The organism is Janthinobacterium sp. BJB446 (assembly GCF_002735655.1).
In the GTDB taxonomy this organism is placed as follows: Bacteria; Pseudomonadota; Gammaproteobacteria; order Burkholderiales; family Burkholderiaceae_D; genus Janthinobacterium; species Janthinobacterium lividum.
The window spans coordinates 36,512-53,689 of sequence record NZ_PDZK01000007.1 but is presented as its reverse complement, the minus strand read 5'-3'; the positions used below and the strand labels follow the sequence as shown (position 1 = coordinate 53,689).

16 protein-coding genes are annotated in these 17,178 nt (G+C 61.2%); 12 read left to right on the top strand and 4 right to left on the bottom strand.

The features are described 5' to 3' along the window. Positions 1–151: 151 nt before the first annotated feature. From hprK to ilvA, 4 genes are all read right to left on the bottom strand, one after another. Entirely contained in the window at positions 152–1,087 is a 936-nt protein-coding gene (gene hprK / locus CSQ92_RS26570) for an HPr(Ser) kinase/phosphatase (RefSeq protein ID WP_034753337.1), read from the bottom strand. A gap of 39 nt (positions 1,088–1,126) precedes the next feature. Continuing rightward, on the bottom strand, positions 1,127–1,609 hold the full coding sequence (locus CSQ92_RS26565; protein WP_034753339.1) for a PTS sugar transporter subunit IIA: 483 nt from the start codon (positions 1,607–1,609) through the stop codon (positions 1,127–1,129). A 343-nt stretch (positions 1,610–1,952) separates the two neighbouring features. Beyond that, on the bottom strand, positions 1,953–2,795 hold the full coding sequence (gene queF, locus CSQ92_RS26560) for an NADPH-dependent 7-cyano-7-deazaguanine reductase QueF (protein WP_070278970.1): 843 nt from the start codon (positions 2,793–2,795) through the stop codon (positions 1,953–1,955). 82 nt (positions 2,796–2,877) lie between these two features. Next, positions 2,878–4,413, bottom strand: a complete 1,536-nt coding sequence (gene ilvA / locus CSQ92_RS26555; protein ID WP_034753344.1) for a threonine ammonia-lyase, biosynthetic — start codon at positions 4,411–4,413, stop codon at positions 2,878–2,880. A 201-nt stretch (positions 4,414–4,614) separates the two neighbouring features. On the opposite strand from ilvA, the gene CSQ92_RS26550 reads away from it, so the two are divergent. From CSQ92_RS26550 to CSQ92_RS26495, 12 genes are all read left to right on the top strand, one after another. Next, positions 4,615–5,106, top strand: coding sequence for a YqaA family protein (locus CSQ92_RS26550; protein ID WP_034778395.1), 492 nt, complete (start codon positions 4,615–4,617; stop codon positions 5,104–5,106). Between the two features lie 268 nt (positions 5,107–5,374). Next, on the top strand, positions 5,375–9,415 hold the full coding sequence (locus tag CSQ92_RS26545) for a DUF3683 domain-containing protein (RefSeq protein WP_099395835.1): 4,041 nt from the start codon (positions 5,375–5,377) through the stop codon (positions 9,413–9,415). Continuing rightward, positions 9,412–9,855, top strand: a complete 444-nt coding sequence (locus CSQ92_RS26540) for an HIT family protein (RefSeq protein ID WP_070278972.1) — start codon at positions 9,412–9,414, stop codon at positions 9,853–9,855. The genes CSQ92_RS26545 and CSQ92_RS26540 overlap by 4 nt, the downstream gene beginning before the upstream one ends. Positions 9,856–9,864: 9 nt before the next feature. Beyond that, positions 9,865–10,314 (top strand): gamma-butyrobetaine hydroxylase-like domain-containing protein, encoded by a 450-nt coding sequence (locus CSQ92_RS26535; protein WP_034778401.1) that lies wholly within the window; start codon positions 9,865–9,867, stop codon positions 10,312–10,314. A gap of 98 nt (positions 10,315–10,412) precedes the next feature. Further along, on the top strand, positions 10,413–10,757 hold the full coding sequence (locus CSQ92_RS26530) for a YciI family protein (RefSeq protein WP_034778403.1): 345 nt from the start codon (positions 10,413–10,415) through the stop codon (positions 10,755–10,757). A 2-nt stretch (positions 10,758–10,759) separates the two neighbouring features. Beyond that, positions 10,760–12,001, top strand: coding sequence for an RNA polymerase sigma factor (locus tag CSQ92_RS26525; RefSeq protein ID WP_099395834.1), 1,242 nt, complete (start codon positions 10,760–10,762; stop codon positions 11,999–12,001). Positions 12,002–12,030: 29 nt separating this feature from the next. Continuing rightward, the gene (gene ubiE / locus CSQ92_RS26520; protein WP_034778407.1) at positions 12,031–12,765 is read left to right on the top strand and encodes a bifunctional demethylmenaquinone methyltransferase/2-methoxy-6-polyprenyl-1,4-benzoquinol methylase UbiE; all 735 of its coding nucleotides are present in this window, start codon (positions 12,031–12,033) and stop codon (positions 12,763–12,765) included. Positions 12,766–12,807: 42 nt separating this feature from the next. Continuing rightward, complete coding sequence (locus CSQ92_RS26515; RefSeq protein WP_099395833.1) at positions 12,808–13,770, top strand: Tim44 domain-containing protein; 963 nt, start codon at positions 12,808–12,810, stop codon at positions 13,768–13,770. 152 nt (positions 13,771–13,922) lie between these two features. Next, positions 13,923–14,561 carry a ubiquinone biosynthesis accessory factor UbiJ gene (locus CSQ92_RS26510; protein ID WP_070257694.1) on the top strand — a complete coding sequence of 213 codons (639 nt, stop codon included), beginning with the start codon at positions 13,923–13,925 and terminating at the stop codon, positions 14,559–14,561. Beyond that, positions 14,558–16,129 (top strand): ubiquinone biosynthesis regulatory protein kinase UbiB, encoded by a 1,572-nt coding sequence (gene ubiB / locus CSQ92_RS26505; protein WP_034778413.1) that lies wholly within the window; start codon positions 14,558–14,560, stop codon positions 16,127–16,129. Before CSQ92_RS26510 ends, ubiB begins: the two co-directional genes overlap by 4 nt. Before the next feature lie 19 nt (positions 16,130–16,148). Next, a complete protein-coding gene (locus tag CSQ92_RS26500) occupies positions 16,149–16,751 on the top strand; it encodes a methyltransferase (RefSeq protein ID WP_099395832.1) in 603 nt (200 codons plus the stop codon). A 79-nt stretch (positions 16,752–16,830) separates the two neighbouring features. After that, positions 16,831–17,139 carry an FmdB family zinc ribbon protein gene (locus CSQ92_RS26495; RefSeq protein ID WP_070278979.1) on the top strand — a complete coding sequence of 103 codons (309 nt, stop codon included), beginning with the start codon at positions 16,831–16,833 and terminating at the stop codon, positions 17,137–17,139. Positions 17,140–17,178: the final 39 nt, after the last annotated feature.

Below are 17,178 nucleotides of genomic sequence, written 5' to 3'. Positions count from 1 at the left end.
TCGTCGGATTACGCACGGCGTTGCCGCGCTAATCCGACCTACTTGCTAATCGCCACTCATGGCGAGTCGTTGGTGCAGCAGGGAATTCACGCAGCACAGCTGCGTGCCTGCGTAACGGTTCGCCCTTGCAAGGGCGAACTCCTTGGCAACATTAATCGCCACTCATGGCGAGTCGTTGCCGCTCCATGAACTCCTGCAAGGTATCGATGCCGCGCAGTTGCAAAATCGTGTTGCGCACGGCCGCTTCCAGCAGTACGGCGATGTTGCGGCCGGCGGCGACGGGGATGACGACCTTGCGCACGGGCAAACCCAGCACGTCTTCCGTGGGGAACAGGAAAGGCAGGCGCTCGACTTCCTCTTCCAGCGCGTTGCGGCGCACCAGATGCACGATCAGTTTCAGGCGCATCTTGCGGCGCACGGCCGTTTCGCCAAAGATGGCCTTGATATCGAGCAAGCCCAGGCCCCGCACTTCCAGCAGGTTTTGCAGCAAAGGCGGGCAGCGGCCTTCGATCATGTTGGGCGCGATGCGCGAGAATTCGACGGCGTCATCGGCCACCAGGCCGTGGCTGCGCGAAATCAGTTCCAGCCCCAGCTCGCTCTTGCCCAGGCCCGAATCGCCCGTGATCAGCACGCCCACGCCCAGCACGTCCATGAACACGCCATGCATGATGATGCGTTGCGCCAGCTTTTTAGACAGGTAGACGCGCAGGAAGTCGATCACTTGCGCGGCCGGCAGCGGGGTGGAGAACAGGGGGATATTTTGCTCGTCGCAGATGGCGAGGATGTCGGGCGGCGTTTCCAGCCCTTGCGCGATGATCAGCGCGGGCGGACCGCCGGCGATCAGCTCGCCGATCACGTGGGTGCGCGTGTTGACCTTCAGGCGCTGGTAGTAATTGATTTCCTGGTGGCCGAAGACCTGGATGCGGCCCGGATGGATCAGGTTCAAGTGGCCCACCTGGTCGGCGGCCGACGAGACATCGCCCGAGATCAGGCGCTCGCCGCCGGGGAAGCCGGCGAACCAGCCCAGTTGCAGACTTTCACGATTGTCGTCGTACAGGCGTTGTATCGTCAGTGGCGTTTGCAACATGGCAGTCTTCTTCTTCAGGAGTGGAGGAATACCTGAAGTTTAACCCGCCGCTTGCAGACTAGGTTGCCAATTGACGATGCGCGAATGTACGGATTTCGGTTCCGGATCCGTGGCCAGTGCCGTGCGGAAGGCGTCATCGGAAAACATTTCAGCGATTTCCGACAGGATTTCCAGATGTTGCTGGGTGACATGATCGGGAATCAGCAGGAAAAACAGCAGATTGACAGGCTTGCCATCGGGCGACTCGAACGGAATCGGCTCGGCCAGGCGGACGAAGGCGCCCAGCGGCGATTTCAAGGTTTTGCTGCCCTTGACCCTGCCATGCGGCACGGCTACGCCATGGCCCAGACCAGTCGAGCCCAGGCGTTCGCGGGCAAACAGATTGTCCGAGACGGTAGAGCGGGCGATGCCGTAATTGTTTTCGAAGATCAGGCCGGCTTGCTCGAAGGCACGTTTTTTACTGGAGACTTCCAGGTCCAGCAGGACGTTTTCGAGGGATAGTATTTTGCTAAGATTAGTCATGACACTCAATGAAATGGTGCAATGCGCAGAGGGCTTGCGAGCCGAATTATAGGCCTGTTTCCGCGGCCTGTAACGCCAATTCTCAACAGTATACGCCCGCTGCGGGCGCAGTGGGCGCTACAGCCCATGTCACCATCATTTTAGCAAAAAAATAACATCGGCGTGTATCGGCTATTTCTTGATTAAAAACACGCGGCGCGCCGGTTTTTCCGCCGCCGAATGCCGATTTTCCGATTTTTCAGCGTCTTTGACATGCTCTGCGGCACTACTGCAACGTTGTTTTAAAACACAGCCAACATTCCTGTTGGCATGGTTTCATGGTGTTGCGCGGTGTTGCCTAATGTTACTGACGGGCGTTGCGCAGATTGCCCGGCATCGCTCCCGTGCTGAAGTTGCTGCGCCAAGGATTGATATCGAGGCCGCCGCGGCGCGTATAGCGTGCATACACGGACAGTTTTTGCGGCTTGCACTGACGCAGGATATCGACAAAGATGCGTTCCACGCATTGTTCGTGGAATTCATTGTGCTCGCGGAAACCGATCAGGTAACGCAACAGGCTTTCCTGGTCGATCTGCGGTCCCGCATACTCGATCTGCACGCTGCCCCAGTCGGGCTGGCCCGTCACCAGGCAATTCGATTTGAGCAAGTGCGAGACGAGTTTTTCTTCCACGGGCGCTTCGTCCAGCGCTGCCTTCAGCAGCAGCGGCGAGGGCGTGTATTGCGTGATTTCCAGGTCCAGGCGGTCCAGCAGTACGCCATCGAATTCGCCCATTTTCAGCTTGCCGAAATCTTCCTGTAAAGTCAGTTCCACTTGCACGGGCGCGCCGAAACCGTTCGATAAATCCTGCTTGAGCAAGGCCACCAGCGCATCCGGGCTGTCCAGTTTGGTCTGGTTGAAGGAGTTCAGGTACAGCTTGAACGATTTCGACTCGATGATGTTCGGCGAATCGGCCGGCGCGCTGACCTTGGCGATGGCCACCTGCGGCTTGCCGCGCTGGTTCAGCCACGACAGTTCATACGCATTCCAGATATCGAGGCCGAAAAACGGCAAGGTGCCGTGCAATTCCAGCTCGTCGCGCTTGCCCTGGCGCGGAATGGGAAACAGCAATTCCGGCGCGTAGTCGGTGCGGTAGGCGGAGCTTTTGCCCAGGGGGGATTGTTCGGCGAGGTCGTTGGTGGTGGTCATGGTCGTGTGGCGTGAATTCAGTCAAGGACGCATGGTAGCCTAATTCTCCCGACGACGAGTAGCCGCCGCCGGGAGGTGATGCTTAACCCAGGAACAGCTTATAGACGGGATTGCTGCTTTCATCCCAGTAACGGTACCCCAGAGTATCGAGGAAGCGGGCGAACTCTCCCATTTCATCGGGAGGTACTTGCAAGCCGATCAGGATGCGGCCCACGTCGCCGCCCTGGCTACGGTAATGGCAAAGTGAAATATTCCAGTTCGGCGCCATGCTGTCGAGGAAGCGCATCAGCGCGCCCGGGCGCTCGGGGAACTCGAAGCGGTACAGCAGCTCGTCCTGCGCCAGCCGGCTCTTGCCGCCCACCAGGTGGCGGATGTGCGACTTGGCCAGCTCGTCGTGGGTCAGGTCCAGCGTCTTGAATTCGTGTTCCTCGAAGGTCTTTGCCAGCACGCTCGATTCATGCCGGTCGGCAATTTGAATGCCGACGAACACGTGCGCGGCTTTTTCATCGCTGATGCGGTAATTAAATTCCGTCACGTTGCGCGCGCCGATGAGCGAGCAGAAACGTTTGAAACTGCCCCGCTGTTCGCGCATGGTGACGGCAAACACGGCTTCGCGGAATTCGCCCAGTTCGGCCCGTTCCGCGACGAAGCGCAAACGGTCGAAATTCATGTTCGCGCCGCTGGCGATGGTGACCAGCGTTTCATTGTTGACGGGATGCTTGGTCAGGCTGGCCCGTTCCACATAGGCCTTGGCACCGGCGATGGCCAGCGCGCCGGACGGTTCCAGAATGCTGCGCGTATCCGTAAACACATCCTTGATGGCGGCGCAGATGGCGTCCGTGTCGACGGTGATGATTTCATCGACATACGCCTGCACCAGGCGGAAAGTTTCCTCGCCGGCCAGGCGCACGGCCGTGCCGTCGGCAAACAGGCCCACATCGTTCAGGGTCACGCGCTCGCCCGCTTTCAGCGAGCGGGCCATGGCGTTCGAATCGACGCTTTGCACGCCGATGATCTTGATGTCGGGACGAATCTGTTTCACGTAGGCGGCAATGCCGGCGATCAAGCCGCCGCCACCGATGGGCGCGAAGATGGCGTGGATGGGGCCGGCGTGCTGGCGCAGGATTTCCATGCCGATCGTGCCCTGGCCGGCGATCACGTCCGGATCGTCGAACGGGTGCACGAAGGTCAGCTTCTGTTCCTTTTCCAGGGTCAGCGCGTGGTTGTAGGCATCCGTGTACGACTCGCCGTGCAGCACCACTTCCACGTTCACGCCGCCGCGGCCCTTGACTGCCTCGACCTTGACCAGCGGCGTGGTGGTCGGCATGACGATGACGGCACGGCAACCCATGCGCGCGGCCGACAGGGCCACGCCCTGGGCATGGTTGCCGGCCGAGGCGCAAATCACGCCGCGCTTGCGTTCCGCTTCGCTCAGCTTGGACATCTTGTTGTAGGCGCCACGAATCTTGAAGCTGAACACGCTTTGCATGTCTTCGCGCTTGAAGTAAATCTGGTTGTTCAGGCGCTGCGACAGGGCAGGGGCCAGTTCCAGTGGCGTTTCGGTAGCGACGTCATAGACGCGGGCGGTCAGGATTTTCTTGAGGTAGTCGATGTTCATAGTCTGCAAGCAAGTGATTCTGGGCCAGAAAGGGTCTGGAACGTGTCGGGCGATAGCGGCGGCGCGGCGGCGGATAGCCTGGCGACAATAATGCTCTATGGAACTGCGGGCGGGTAGGCCTTTGCCGGCCGGCGCGGATTGTGCGGCGCGCAAGCTGCTCTTCATTATAATGGAGAGCCTTACTGCATCGCGAAGTGTTCCATGATCGAATCCGCAATCGCCTGGCTGCTGCAACTGATCGCAGCGCCGGAAGTCGGGCTGACATCGGTCTTTCTGATCAGCTTTATTTCCGCCACCTTGTTGCCGCTCGGCTCGGAACCGGCCGTCTTTGCCGTCATCAAGGCCAATCCCGCGCTGTTCTGGGCCGCCATCGGCGTCGCCACCCTGGGCAATACTTTGGGCGGTATAGTCGACTACTGGATGGGCTACCGGGCCAAGCAGGCGTTTGCCAAGGAGCGCGACACGCGCTGGTTCCGCTGGCTGGCCCGCTATGGGGCCAAGACCATGCTGCTGGCCTGGCTGCCGCTCGTGGGCGACCCCCTGTGCACGCTGGCCGGCTGGCTCAAGCTGCCGTTCTGGCCCAGCGTTGCCTACATGGCCGTCGGCAAGTGTGCGCGCTACCTGACCATGACGGGCTTGCTGCTGTACGTGCCCGATGGCGTATGGCACAGGATTGGACAAATGCTGGCGTAAACGGCAGGCAAACGGGCGTAATGCAACGCCAGTTTGCCCCATTTTTGGGCAGTTCGATAGTTTGCAGTAGAGTCCGATTCTTGGCATTTTTGCGTCAAAAAATCACCAAGACTGATTTTTTATTCATGCAAAAGAAGGCTTTTCCGTATTTGCTATGGTGGCGGATGGGGTGTTTAAACCTTAGGCGGCCTAAGGCTGTTCCGGCATGGTGCGGCGCAATAAGATAAAATGGGCCTTTAGGGTCCAGTCCACATCGTCACCACACTCCATGAACGCTCCCGCACATATCCAAGCTTTACTGGCAGAAACGCCGAATGGTCCCGCAGCAAGCCGCCTGCGCGAAATCCCGTATAACTACACGTCGTTTTCCGATCGCGAGATCGTCATACGCCTGTTGGGGGAGGACTCCTGGCGCCTGCTCGACGAGCTGCGCGGCGCCCGTCAGACAGGCCGTTCGGCCCGCATGCTGTACGAGGTGCTGGGCGATATCTGGGTCGTGCGCCGCAATCCGTATCTGCAAGATGACTTGCTCGACAACCCGAAGCGCCGCCAGGGCTTGATCGATGCCTTGCATCACCGCCTGGCCGAAGTCGACAAGCGCCGCCTGTCCATCGATGCGGCCGGCGGCGACGTGGCCGCCAGTGGCGAATCGCCCGAAGTTGCCAAGGCGCGTAGCGCCAATGTGGAGTTGCTGCTGAAAGCGGCCAGCAAGGCCGTGGCCGACTTTGGCGACGAATTCCGCAAGACCTACGACTTGCGCAAGCGTACGGTCAAGGTGCTGGGCCGCTACACGGAAAAACACAATGTGCGCTTCGACGGCATGACGCGCGTGTCGCACGTGACGGACGCCACCGACTGGCGTGTGGAATACCCGTTCGTCGTCCTGACGCCCGACACGGAAGAGGAAATGGCCGGCCTGGTGAAGGGCTGTATCGAGCTGGGACTGACCATCATCCCGCGCGGCGGCGGCACCGGCTACACGGGCGGCGCGATTCCATTGACGCCGATGTCGGCCGTCATCAACACGGAAAAACTCATTACCCTGGGCGCTGTGGAAATGACGGTCTTGCCGGGCCTCACGCACGAATACGCGACGATCAATTCGGGCGCGGGCGTGATCACGAATAAAGTGTCGGAAGCGGCCGAGAAGGCCGGTTTCGTGTTTGCCGTCGACCCGACCTCGGCGCACGCCTCTTGCATCGGCGGCAACGTCGCCATGAATGCGGGCGGCAAGAAAGCCGTGCTGTGGGGCACGGCGCTGGACAACCTGGCTTCGTGGCGCATGGTCGACCCGAACGGCGACTGGCTCGACGTTACCCGTCTCGACCATAACCTGGGCAAGATCCACGATATCGCGCTGGCACGTTTCCAATTGGAATGGCGCCACCCGAGCACGCGCGACGCGACGAAGCCGAACGCACCGTTCAAGACGGAAATCCTGGAAATTCCTGGCCGCAAGTTCCGTAAAGAGGGCCTGGGCAAGGACGTGACGGACAAATTCCTCGCCGGCTTGCCGGGCATCCAGAAAGAAGGCTGCGACGGCCTGATCACGTCGGCGCGCTGGATTCTGCACAAGATGCCGAAGTTCGCCCGCACCGTCTGCCTGGAATTCTTTGGCCAGGCGCGCGACGCGATCCCGTCGATCGTGGAGATCAAGGATTACCTCGATGGCTTGCCGTCGAAAGGCGAGCAATACACGACCATCCGCCTGGCGGGCCTGGAGCACCTGGACGAGCGCTACCTGCGCGCCGTCGGCTACGCCACCAAGTCGAAGCGGGGCGTACTGCCGAAGATGGCCCTGTTTGGCGACATCGTCGGCGACGATGAAAACGCCGTCGCGCAAGCGGCGTCGGAAGTGGTGCGCATCGCCAACACCCGCGTGGGCGAAGGTTTTGTTGCCGTCAGCCCGGAAGCGCGCAAGAAATTCTGGCTCGACCGTGCCCGTACGGCGGCGATTGCCAAGCACACGAATGCGTTCAAGATCAATGAAGACGTGGTGATTCCGCTCAATCGCATGGGCGAATACACGGATGGCATCGAGCGCATCAATATCGAGCTGTCGATCAAGAACAAGCTGCAACTGGCGGACGCCCTGAGCGAATTCTTTGGCAAGGGTAATTTGCCAGTAGGCAAGAGCGACGATGCATCGGACGACCGGGTCGACGATGCGGAAATGCTGGGCGACCGCGCCGAGCAGGCCCAGCAGTTGCTGGCGCAAGTGACGAGCCGCTGGACCTATCTGCTGGCCCAGCTGGACCGTCCGCTGGCGGACGTGAAGGGTGAATTGGCCGAACTGGGCATGGAACGCTTGCTGCCCGTGTTCGATGCGCGCCTGGAAACGCAGCCTGACGCCACCCTGTTCGACGTGGTGCAGGACCGCACCGTGCGCATCACCTGGAAGCAGGAAATCCGCGCCCAGTTGCGCCAGATCTTCAACGGCGCCGCATTCAAGCTGATCCTCGACGAGGCCACCGCCATCCACGCGCGCATCCTGCGTTCGCGCGTCTTTGTCGCGCTGCACATGCATGCGGGCGATGGCAACGTGCACACGAACTTGCCCGTCAACTCGGACAATTACGAAATGCTGCAGGACGCCCATGAAGCCGTGGGCCGCATCATGATTTTGGCCCGCTCGCTCAATGGCGTCATTTCCGGCGAACACGGTATCGGCATTACCAAGCTGGAATTCTTGACGGAAGAAGAGATCGGCGAGTTCCGCAGCTACAAGCAGCGCATCGATCCGGAAGGCCGTTTCAACAAGGGAAAATTGCTGAACCTGCCGGGCATGGGCGCCGACTTGCGCAATGCCTACACGCCATCGTTCGGCCTGATGGGGCATGAGTCCTTGATCATGCAGCAAAGCGATATCGGCGCCATCGCCGACAGCGTCAAGGATTGCTTGCGTTGCGGCAAGTGCAAGCCCGTGTGCTCGACCCACGTGCCGCGCGCCAATTTGCTGTACTCGCCGCGCGACAAGATCTTGGCGACCTCGTCCCTGATCGAAGCGTTCCTGTACGAAGAGCAGACGCGCCGCGGTATCTCCATCAAGCATTGGGAAGAGTTCGAAGACGTGGCCGACCATTGCACGGTCTGCCATAAGTGCGTCACGCCTTGCCCCGTGAATATCGATTTCGGCGACGTGTCGATGAACATGCGCAACTTGCTGCGCAAGATGGACAAGAAGAGCTTTAATCCGGGCACCAAGGCAACGATGATGTTCCTCAACGCCACCGATCCCGTGACCATCAACGCCACGCGCAAGGTCATGATCGGCTGGGGTTACAAGGCGCAGCGCCTGGGCCATGACTTGCTGAAGAAGTTTGCCAAGAAGCAAACCAAGGCGCCGCCGCCATCGACGGGCAAGCCGCCCGTCAAGGCGCAGGTGATTCACTTCATCAATAAAAAGATGCCGGGCAACCTGCCGAAGAAATCGGCGCGCGCGCTGCTCGACATCGAAGACGACAAGGTCATCCCGATCATCCGCAATCCGAAGACGACGACGGCCGATACGGAAGCCGTGTTCTACTTCCCTGGTTGCGGTTCGGAACGTTTGTTCTCGCAAGTGGGCCTGGCCACGCAGGCGATGCTGTGGGAAGTGGGCGTGCAGACGGTCTTGCCGCCGGGCTACCTGTGCTGCGGTTATCCGCAGCGGGGCGCGGGCGAGTTCGACAAGGCCGAGAAGATGATGACGGATAACCGCGTCCTGTTCCACCGCATGGCCAACACGCTCAATTACCTGGACATCAAGACGGTGCTCGTCTCGTGCGGCACCTGTTACGACCAGCTGGCCACGTACCAGTTTGAAAAGATTTTCCCTGGCTGCCGCATCATGGATATCCATGAGTATCTGCTGGAGAAAAACGTCAAGCTGGAAGGCGTCAACGGCACCCGTTATATGTACCACGAGCCATGCCACAATCCGATGAAGCTGCAGGAATCGGGCAAGACCATCAATTCCCTGATCAGCACGGTGGATAACGTGAAGATCGAGAAGAATGACCGTTGCTGCGGCGAATCGGGTTCCCTGGCCGTCACGCGCCCCGACATTTCCACGCAAGTGCGTTTCCGCAAGGAAGAAGAGATGGTCAAGGGCGCCGACAAGCTGCGCGGCGACGGTTTCACGGGTGACGTGAAGATCCTCACCAGCTGCCCGTCGTGCCTGCAAGGCTTGTCGCGCTACAATGACGATTCGGGCACGACGGCCGACTACATCGTCGTCGAGATCGCCAAACATTTGCTGGGAGAGAACTGGATGCCGGATTACGTGAAACGCGCCAATGACGGCGGCATTGAACGGGTGTTGGTGTGACCTGCGATCTGTGCACACTGCTCGACGGCTTTGCCAACAAGCAGGGCTGTGAAGCCTTGCTATGGCGCAGCGAGCGCCTGTCCGTGGTGGCGGTTGATGACGCCGCCTATCCCGGCTTTTGCCGCGTGATCTGGAACAAGCACGTCAAGGAAATGACGGACCTGACGCCCGGTGAGCGCAACTATGTGATGGAAGTCGTGTGGCAAGTCGAACTGGCCGTGCGGGAAGTGATGCAGCCGGAAAAGGTCAACGTGGCCAGTTTTGGCAACATGACGCCGCACGTGCATTGGCATGTGATTCCCCGCTACCGCGACGACGCGCATTTTCCGAATCCCAGCTGGGCGGTGATCCAGCGCGAGACGGCGCCCGAGGTGCTGGCCGCGCGCCGCGCCCTGTTGCCGGCCTTGCGCGACGCCATCATTCAACGTTTATCCGCATAAAGTATTGTCATGACTGAAAAAGTAGCAACGCCCCAACCCACCGGCTTGACCGTGCATAACCAGTCGCGCGTGCTCGACGTGGCTTTCGATGATGGCAGCGAATTTGCGCTGCCGTTCGAATACCTGCGCGTGTACTCGCCATCGGCCGAAGTGCAAGGCCATGGCAAGGGCCAGGAAACCTTGCAATTAGGAAAACGCCTGGTCGGCATCACGGGCCTGGAGCCGGTCGGCAACTACGCCGTGCAGCCCACCTTCAGCGATGGCCACAATTCCGGCCTGTACACCTGGGCTTATCTGTACAAGCTGGGCGCGGAGCAGGCGACCCTGTGGCAGGATTATCTGGACCGCCTGACGGCAGCCGGCTATCCGGGCGACAGCGGCCGCGACGCCAAGGCCGACATGACGGTCAAGCAATCTTCCGGACACGTCCATGGACCCAGCTGCGGGCACAAACACTAAATCAAAAAAATAATGCGGTAAGCTTGTCGGATTGCCGCATATCCATTCGTCGTATGAATGCCCGCGCTTGCGGGCATTTTTCTTTTGGAGAAGAGACTATGGAATACATGATCCTGATCTACGCCGACGAGGCGCGCTATGAAGCCATGGAGGAGGGCCAGATGGCCAGCCTGATGGCCGACTTTGCCAGCTATACGCAAGACCTGGAGGCCGCCGGCGTGCTGCGGGGGGGCGCGGAACTGGCGCCCGTGCGCAGCGCCACCAGCGTGCGTGTGCAAAACGGCAAGCCTGTCATCACGGATGGGCCGTTCGCGGAAACCAAGGAGCAGCTGGGCGGCTATTATCTGCTGGATTGCGCCCACCTGGACGAGGCGCTGGCCTGGGCCGGGCGCTGTCCGGCCGCCTCCCTGGGCACCATCGAAGTGCGGCCTGTCACGGCATAAACATGGCCGGCGACGCCATTGCGGCCGTCGAGCACGTCTTTCGCCGGGAAAAGGGCCGGGTGCTGGCCGGCCTGATGCGGCGCTTCGGCGACCTGGGTCTGGCGGAAGATGTGTTGCAGGAAGCGTGCCGCAAGGCGCTGGAACTGTGGCCGCGGACGGGCATCCCCGATAATCCCGCCGCCTGGCTCAGTGCCGTGGCGCGCAATGCGGGCCTCGATCACGTGCGCCGGGCAGGCAAGAGCGTCAGCGAGGCCGAAGCCGTGCTGTCCTGCCTGCCGGCGGCCGTGATTGAAGAAGCGCACGCCATCGGGGACGACCGCCTGCGCCTGCTGTTCATCTGCTGCCATCCCGCGCTGGCACCCGAGGCGCAGGTGGCGCTGGCCCTGCGCACTCTGTGTGGCTTGTCCACGGCCGAGATCGGGCGCGCCTTCGGCGTGGCGGAAGCGGCCCTGTCGCAGCGCTTATTGCGCGCCAGGCGCAAGATCGCCGAAGCGCGCATTCCTTTCGAGTTGCCACCTGAGCAAGAATTGCAGCAACGGCTGGCGCAAGTGCTGCACGTGATTTATCTGGTGTTCAGCGAGGGTTATTGCGCCAGCGGCGGCGACACCCTGCTGCGCGCCGACCTGTGCGCGGAGGCGCTGCGCCTGGGGCGGCTGCTTGACAGCCTGCAGCCCGGCCAGCCGGAAGTGCAGGGGCTATTGGCCCTGATGCTGCTGCAGGCGTCGCGCGGTCCGGCCCGCCTGTCGCCCGAGGGGCATTTGCTGACCCTGGAAGAGCAGGACCGGCGTCTGTGGGATGACGCCCTGATTGCCGAGGGACTGGCGCTGCTGGAACTGGCTTTGCTTGCGCGCGCGCCAGGGGCATATCAGCTGCAGGCAGCCATTGCCGCTTTGCACGCCAAAGTTCCCACGGCCAGCCAGACGGACTGGCGCCAGATCAGCACCCTGTACGGCGCCTTGCTGCGGCACAAGCCGGAGCCATTGATCTTGCTCAATGCCGTGATCGCCTGCGCCATGGCGCACGGTGCCGCACACGGCCTGGCCTGGCTGGCGCGGCTGGAAACCGTGCCCAGCCTTGCCAATTCGCACTATCTGCACGCGGCCCGGGCCGACTTGCTGCGCCGCCAGGGCGACCGGCCGGGGGCGCTGGCGGCGTATGCCCGGGCGGCAATGCTGGCTTCGAATGCAGTGGAAAGGCAATACCTTCTCCGGCGTCAGGGGGAAATGCGCCTGCCGCTTGTATAATGCTCCCAAGTTCAAACAGACTGCCTACCATGACCAATACGACCCATTTCGGATACAAAACAGTTGCAGAAGACGACAAAGTGCGCGAAGTCGCCAAGGTGTTCCATTCCGTCGCTGCCAAATACGACGTGATGAACGACTTGATGTCGGGCGGGCTGCACCGTCTGTGGAAGACGTTTACCATTGCCAATGCGGGCGTGCGCCCCGGTTTCAAGGTGCTCGACATCGCCGGCGGCACGGGCGACCTGTCGAAGGCATTCGCCAAGCAGGCGGGCCCTACCGGCGAAGTCTGGTTGACCGATATCAATGAATCGATGTTGCGCGTGGGCCGCGACCGCCTCTTGAATCGCGGCTTGCTCACCCCCACCATGTTGTGTGACGCGGAAAAGCTGCCATTCCCCGATAATTATTTCGACCGTGTCAGTGTGGCCTTTGGCCTGCGCAACATGACGCACAAGGATGTGGCGCTGGCGGAAATGCGCCGCGTGCTGAAACCGGGCGGCAAGCTGCTGGTGCTGGAGTTTTCCAAGGTGGCAGCACCCCTGCAAAAGCCGTACGACCTGTATTCGTTCTCGGTCTTGCCGTGGTTTGGACAGAAAATCGCCGGCGACGCGGAAAGCTATCGCTACCTGGCAGAATCGATCCGCATGCATCCGGACCAGGAAACGCTGAAGACCATGATGGAAACGGCGGGCCTGGAGCGCGTGCAGTACTACAATTTGACGGCAGGCATTGCCGCTTTGCATACCGGCATCAAGATGTAATTCAAGCTGTAACTCACCAAGCCGGTGATTTTAGGAGATGGAATGAAATTGAAGAAATTTATGGTCGGCATGATGCTGGCCGCGACCACGGTATCCATGCTGGGCGAGGCGCTGGCCCGTCCCATGGGCGGTGGCCGTTCGTTTGGCCGCCAGTCGCAAAACGTGGGCCGCCAGGCGCCCGCACCGGCGCCAACGCCGGCACCGGCCGCCGCGCCACGCCAGGCGCAACCTGCGCCGGCCCCCGCGCCGGCCCCTGCCGCCAAGGCGCCGAGCCGCTGGAAAGGCTTGCTGGGCGGCGCCTTGCTGGGCTTGGGCCTGGGCGCGCTGCTGTCGCATTTTGGCCTGGGCGGCGCCCTGGCCAGCATGATCAGCACCCTGCTGATGGTGGCCTTGCTGGCCGGCGTGGCGTTCTTCATCTACCGCATGGTGCGTGGCAAGCGCGACAACAATGCTGGCGGCAATGCGCCGTTCGCGGGTTTTGGCGGCAACCAGCCTGCGCCAGCCGGCAACGTGCCTGACATCGGTTCGCGCATTCCACCGCTGCCGCCGCTGCAGCCTGTCTCGTCCGGCGTAGGCCTGGACAAGCCGGTCCCGGTCCCGGTCCCGGCACCGGCCGCCGCGCCATGGGGCGTGCCAGGCGACTTCGACAAGGATGCCTTCCTGCGCCACGCGAAAAGCAATTTCATTCGCTTGCAAGCGGCCTGGGACAAGGCCGATGTCAACGATATCCGCGAATTCACGTCGCCGGAAGTGTATGCCGAACTGCGCATGCAAATCCAGGAACGGGGCGCGCAGCCGGACTTTACGGATGTCGTCACCATCGATGCCGAACTGCTGGGGATCGAGACGAGCGTCAACGATTACCTGGCAAGCGTGAAGTTTACGGGCCTGATCCGTTCGGCGCCTGGCGCGGCAGCGGAACCGTTCGCGGAAGTATGGAATATGTCGAAACCCGTCAGCGGCAACAGCGGCTGGGTCTTGGCAGGCATCCAGCAATTGAATTAATTGTAAAAACTTGCTGAATAATGGCTTAAGTCCATGCGGAATGCATGATGCTTAACAGATATTTCCTGCTGAACTGGTAAGATCGAAACCGCCCACGTTGTTTTACGGGCGGTTTTTTCTTTTTAGGGGCGCGCCTGGCGCGCTGTATATAGATGGCACCACTTCCCGATCTCTCCCTGATGACGCCCGTCATCGCGACAATTAACCATTTGCTGGCGCAAGAGCCGTGGGCGCGCCAGCAGTTGGCCGTGCACGCTGGCAAGCTGGCCTGTATCGACACGGGCGCCGTGGCCTTGCGCCTGCGCGTCGACAGCGCAGGCATGCTGGAGGCGGCGCCGGCCGACATGCCGGCCAACGTCACCATCCGCGTGAAATTGTCCGATGTGCCGCTGATCCTGCAAAACCGCGAGCGGGCGTTTTCCTACGTCAAGATCGAAGGCGATGCCGAGTTTGCCAATGCGATTTCGCAATTGAGCAAGGGCTTGCGCTGGGAAGCGGAGCACGACCTGGAAAAGGTCGTGGGACCCATGCTGGCCACGCGCCTGGTTGCCGGTGCCAGGGATGCCGCCGCCTTTGTGCGCACGGGCCAGCAAAAACTGGCGGAAAACGTGGCCGAATATTTTCTCGACGAACAGCCCATGCTGATCCGTCCTTCTACCTTGCAAGAGTATTCCGCTGGCGTGACGCGCGTGCGCGATGACGTCGAACGCCTGGCCAAGCGCCTTGCCCGGCTGGAAAAGGCGGCCGCCGCCGTCCAGCCGCAGTCTTCCTCACCGGATTTGTCTACATGATATTGAAATTCCTGCGCCTGTTTAAAATCATCCGTGTTTCCATCAAGTACGGTCTGGATGAGATAGCGATTTCTGGTCTGCAAGTTCCCCGCACCGCCAAATTGATCGACACCCTGATTTTCTGGCGCGACCTGTCGTCGCCACGGGGCTTGCGCCTGCGCCTGGCGCTGGAAGAGCTGGGTCCGATTTTCGTCAAATTCGGCCAGGTGCTGTCGACCCGGCGCGACCTGATGCCGCTCGACATCGCCGAAGAACTGGCGCGCCTGCAAGACCGTGTGCCGCCGTTTGATTCCGACCTGGCCATCGCGCAGATCACCAAGTCCCTCGGCGCGCACCCGGATCAGCTGTTTGCCAGCTTCGAGCGCGAACCGGTGGCGTCCGCCTCGATTGCCCAGGTGCACTTCGCCACCTTGAAAGATGGCCGCGAAGTGGCCGTGAAGGTTTTGCGTCCAGGCATGAAAAAGCTGATCGACGAAGACGTGGCCCTGATGCACATCGCCGCCGACTGGACCAGCCGCCTGTGGGCCGACAGCAAGCGCCTGAAACCCAAGGAAGTGGTGGGCGAGTTCGACAAATACCTGCACGACGAGCTGGACCTGATGCGCGAGGCGGCCAACGCCAGCCAGCTGCGCCGCAATTTCGCCAACTCGGAATTGTTGCTGGTGCCGGAAATGCACTGGGATTACTGTTCCAGCAGTGTCATCGTCATGGAGCGCATGTATGGGATTCCCGTGTCGCAGACCGAGCGCCTGGTGGCGGCCGGCGTGGATTTGCGCAAGCTCTCCAGCGATGGCGTGGAAATTTTCTTTACGCAAGTGTTCCGTGACGGCTTTTTCCATGCGGACATGCACCCGGGGAATATTCTTGTGTCGATCGCGCCCGAATCGTTCGGCCGCTATATCGCGCTCGACTTCGGCATCGTGGGAACGTTGAACGACTACGACAAGGATTATCTGTCGCAAAACTTCCTCGCTTTCTTCCGCCGCGATTACAAGCGCGTGGCCGAGGCGCATATCGAATCGGGCTGGGCGCCGAAAGACACGCGCGTCGATGAGCTGGAAGCGGCCGTGCGCGCCTGCTGCGAGCCGATCTTCGACCGTCCGCTGAAGGATATTTCTTTCGGACAAGTCCTGCTGCGTCTGTTCCAGACCTCGCGCCGCTTCAACGTGGAAGTGCAGCCGCAACTGGTGCTGCTGCAAAAGACCCTGCTCAATATCGAAGGCCTGGGCCGCCAGTTGGACCCGGAACTGGACCTGTGGCAAACGGCCAAGCCGTATCTGGAAAGATGGATGAGCAACCAGGTGGGGCCGCAAGGCTTCATGGAGCGCCTGCGCGCAGAAGCGCCCCGTTATGCGCACATTTTCCCGCAACTGCCGCGCTTGCTGCACCAGGCCTTGACGGTGCACGGCGAGCCGCGCGAAAACGAGGTGGAACTGATGAAAACCTTGCTGGCTGAGCAACGCCAGACGAATCGATTGCTGAGCTTTATCGTGTACTTCGTGGGCGCCTTCGCCCTCGGCGCGCTGGGCTTGCAAGTGTTCATGCGCTGGCATCAACTGCCGTTTTAACGGTATGAGGACGTAAGTGATGGCTGACTTCACTACCCGCGATCCGCTGTCGCCCGCCTTCTGGGACGAGCGTTTCGAGAAGCAATTCACGCCGTGGGACCAGGGCGGCGTGCCGTCGCGCCTGCGCAGCTTTGTTGCAGGCAGCCCGGCGCCGCTGCGCTGCCTGATTCCTGGCTGCGGCTCGGCCTATGAACTGGTCTTCATGCTGGATCACGGCTGGGATGCCACGGCCATCGACTTTTCGCCGGCCGCCGTGGCCGCCGCGCGCGCTGTCGTCGGTGCGCGGGCAGGGCAGGTGGTGGAAGCGGATTTCTTTGCCTGGGAACCCGTTGCGCCGCTGGACCTGATCTATGAACGGGCCTTCCTGTGCGCCATGCCGCGTGCCATGTGGCCGCAAGTGGCGGCCCGCTGGGCGCAGCTGCTGGCGCCGGGCGCCATGCTGGCCGGTTACTTTTTCTTTGATGACAATGTCAAGGGACCGCCATTTGGTATGTCGCGCGAGACACTGCAGGAATTGCTGGCGCCGCATTTCGACTGCCTGGCCGACGAAGCCGTGGACGATTCCATTGCCGTCTTCGCCGGCAAGGAGCGCTGGATGAGCTTGCGCCGCCGGGCGGAGTGAGGCGGGCGGGGCATTTTCCGCTGGGGACAAAGGAAAAGCTTTATAATTCAGGGTTTTTGATGATTTTCTCGGAGTAGAGATGCCGATTTACGCTTACCGTTGTGACGAGTGTGGTTTTGCCAAGGACGTCTTGCAAAAGATCTCCGATCCAGTACTGACGGTGTGCCTGTCGTGCGGCAAGCCCAGTTTCAAGAAACAATTGACGGCCGCCGGTTTCCAATTGAAGGGCACTGGCTGGTACGCGACCGATTTCCGCGGCGGCACGGCGCCCACCACGGCCATTCCAACGGGCCCGGCCGATGGCGCCAAGCCCGCCCCGGCTGCCGAGAGCGCGCCTGCTGCCGCACCTGCGCCTGCCCCGGTTGCCACTGCACCGAAAGCGGACTGAAAAGCGCGCCGCGCCGATACGATCCATTACCGAGAAACT

Coding starts and splice junctions, on each gene's coding strand:
- hprK (WP_034753337.1), bottom strand. CDS start 1,087: ATGTTGCAAACGCCACTGACGATACAACGCCTGTACGACGACAATCGT.
- CSQ92_RS26565 (WP_034753339.1), bottom strand. CDS start 1,609: ATGACTAATCTTAGCAAAATACTATCCCTCGAAAACGTCCTGCTGGAC.
- queF (WP_070278970.1), bottom strand. CDS start 2,795: ATGACCACCACCAACGACCTCGCCGAACAATCCCCCCTGGGCAAAAGC.
- ilvA (WP_034753344.1), bottom strand. CDS start 4,413: ATGAACATCGACTACCTCAAGAAAATCCTGACCGCCCGCGTCTATGAC.
- CSQ92_RS26550 (WP_034778395.1), top strand. CDS start 4,615: ATGATCGAATCCGCAATCGCCTGGCTGCTGCAACTGATCGCAGCGCCG.
- CSQ92_RS26545 (WP_099395835.1), top strand. CDS start 5,375: ATGAACGCTCCCGCACATATCCAAGCTTTACTGGCAGAAACGCCGAAT.
- CSQ92_RS26535 (WP_034778401.1), top strand. CDS start 9,865: ATGACTGAAAAAGTAGCAACGCCCCAACCCACCGGCTTGACCGTGCAT.
- CSQ92_RS26530 (WP_034778403.1), top strand. CDS start 10,413: ATGGAATACATGATCCTGATCTACGCCGACGAGGCGCGCTATGAAGCC.
- CSQ92_RS26525 (WP_099395834.1), top strand. CDS start 10,760: ATGGCCGGCGACGCCATTGCGGCCGTCGAGCACGTCTTTCGCCGGGAA.
- ubiE (WP_034778407.1), top strand. CDS start 12,031: ATGACCAATACGACCCATTTCGGATACAAAACAGTTGCAGAAGACGAC.
- CSQ92_RS26515 (WP_099395833.1), top strand. CDS start 12,808: ATGAAATTGAAGAAATTTATGGTCGGCATGATGCTGGCCGCGACCACG.
- CSQ92_RS26510 (WP_070257694.1), top strand. CDS start 13,923: ATGGCACCACTTCCCGATCTCTCCCTGATGACGCCCGTCATCGCGACA.
- ubiB (WP_034778413.1), top strand. CDS start 14,558: ATGATATTGAAATTCCTGCGCCTGTTTAAAATCATCCGTGTTTCCATC.
- CSQ92_RS26500 (WP_099395832.1), top strand. CDS start 16,149: ATGGCTGACTTCACTACCCGCGATCCGCTGTCGCCCGCCTTCTGGGAC.
- CSQ92_RS26495 (WP_070278979.1), top strand. CDS start 16,831: ATGCCGATTTACGCTTACCGTTGTGACGAGTGTGGTTTTGCCAAGGAC.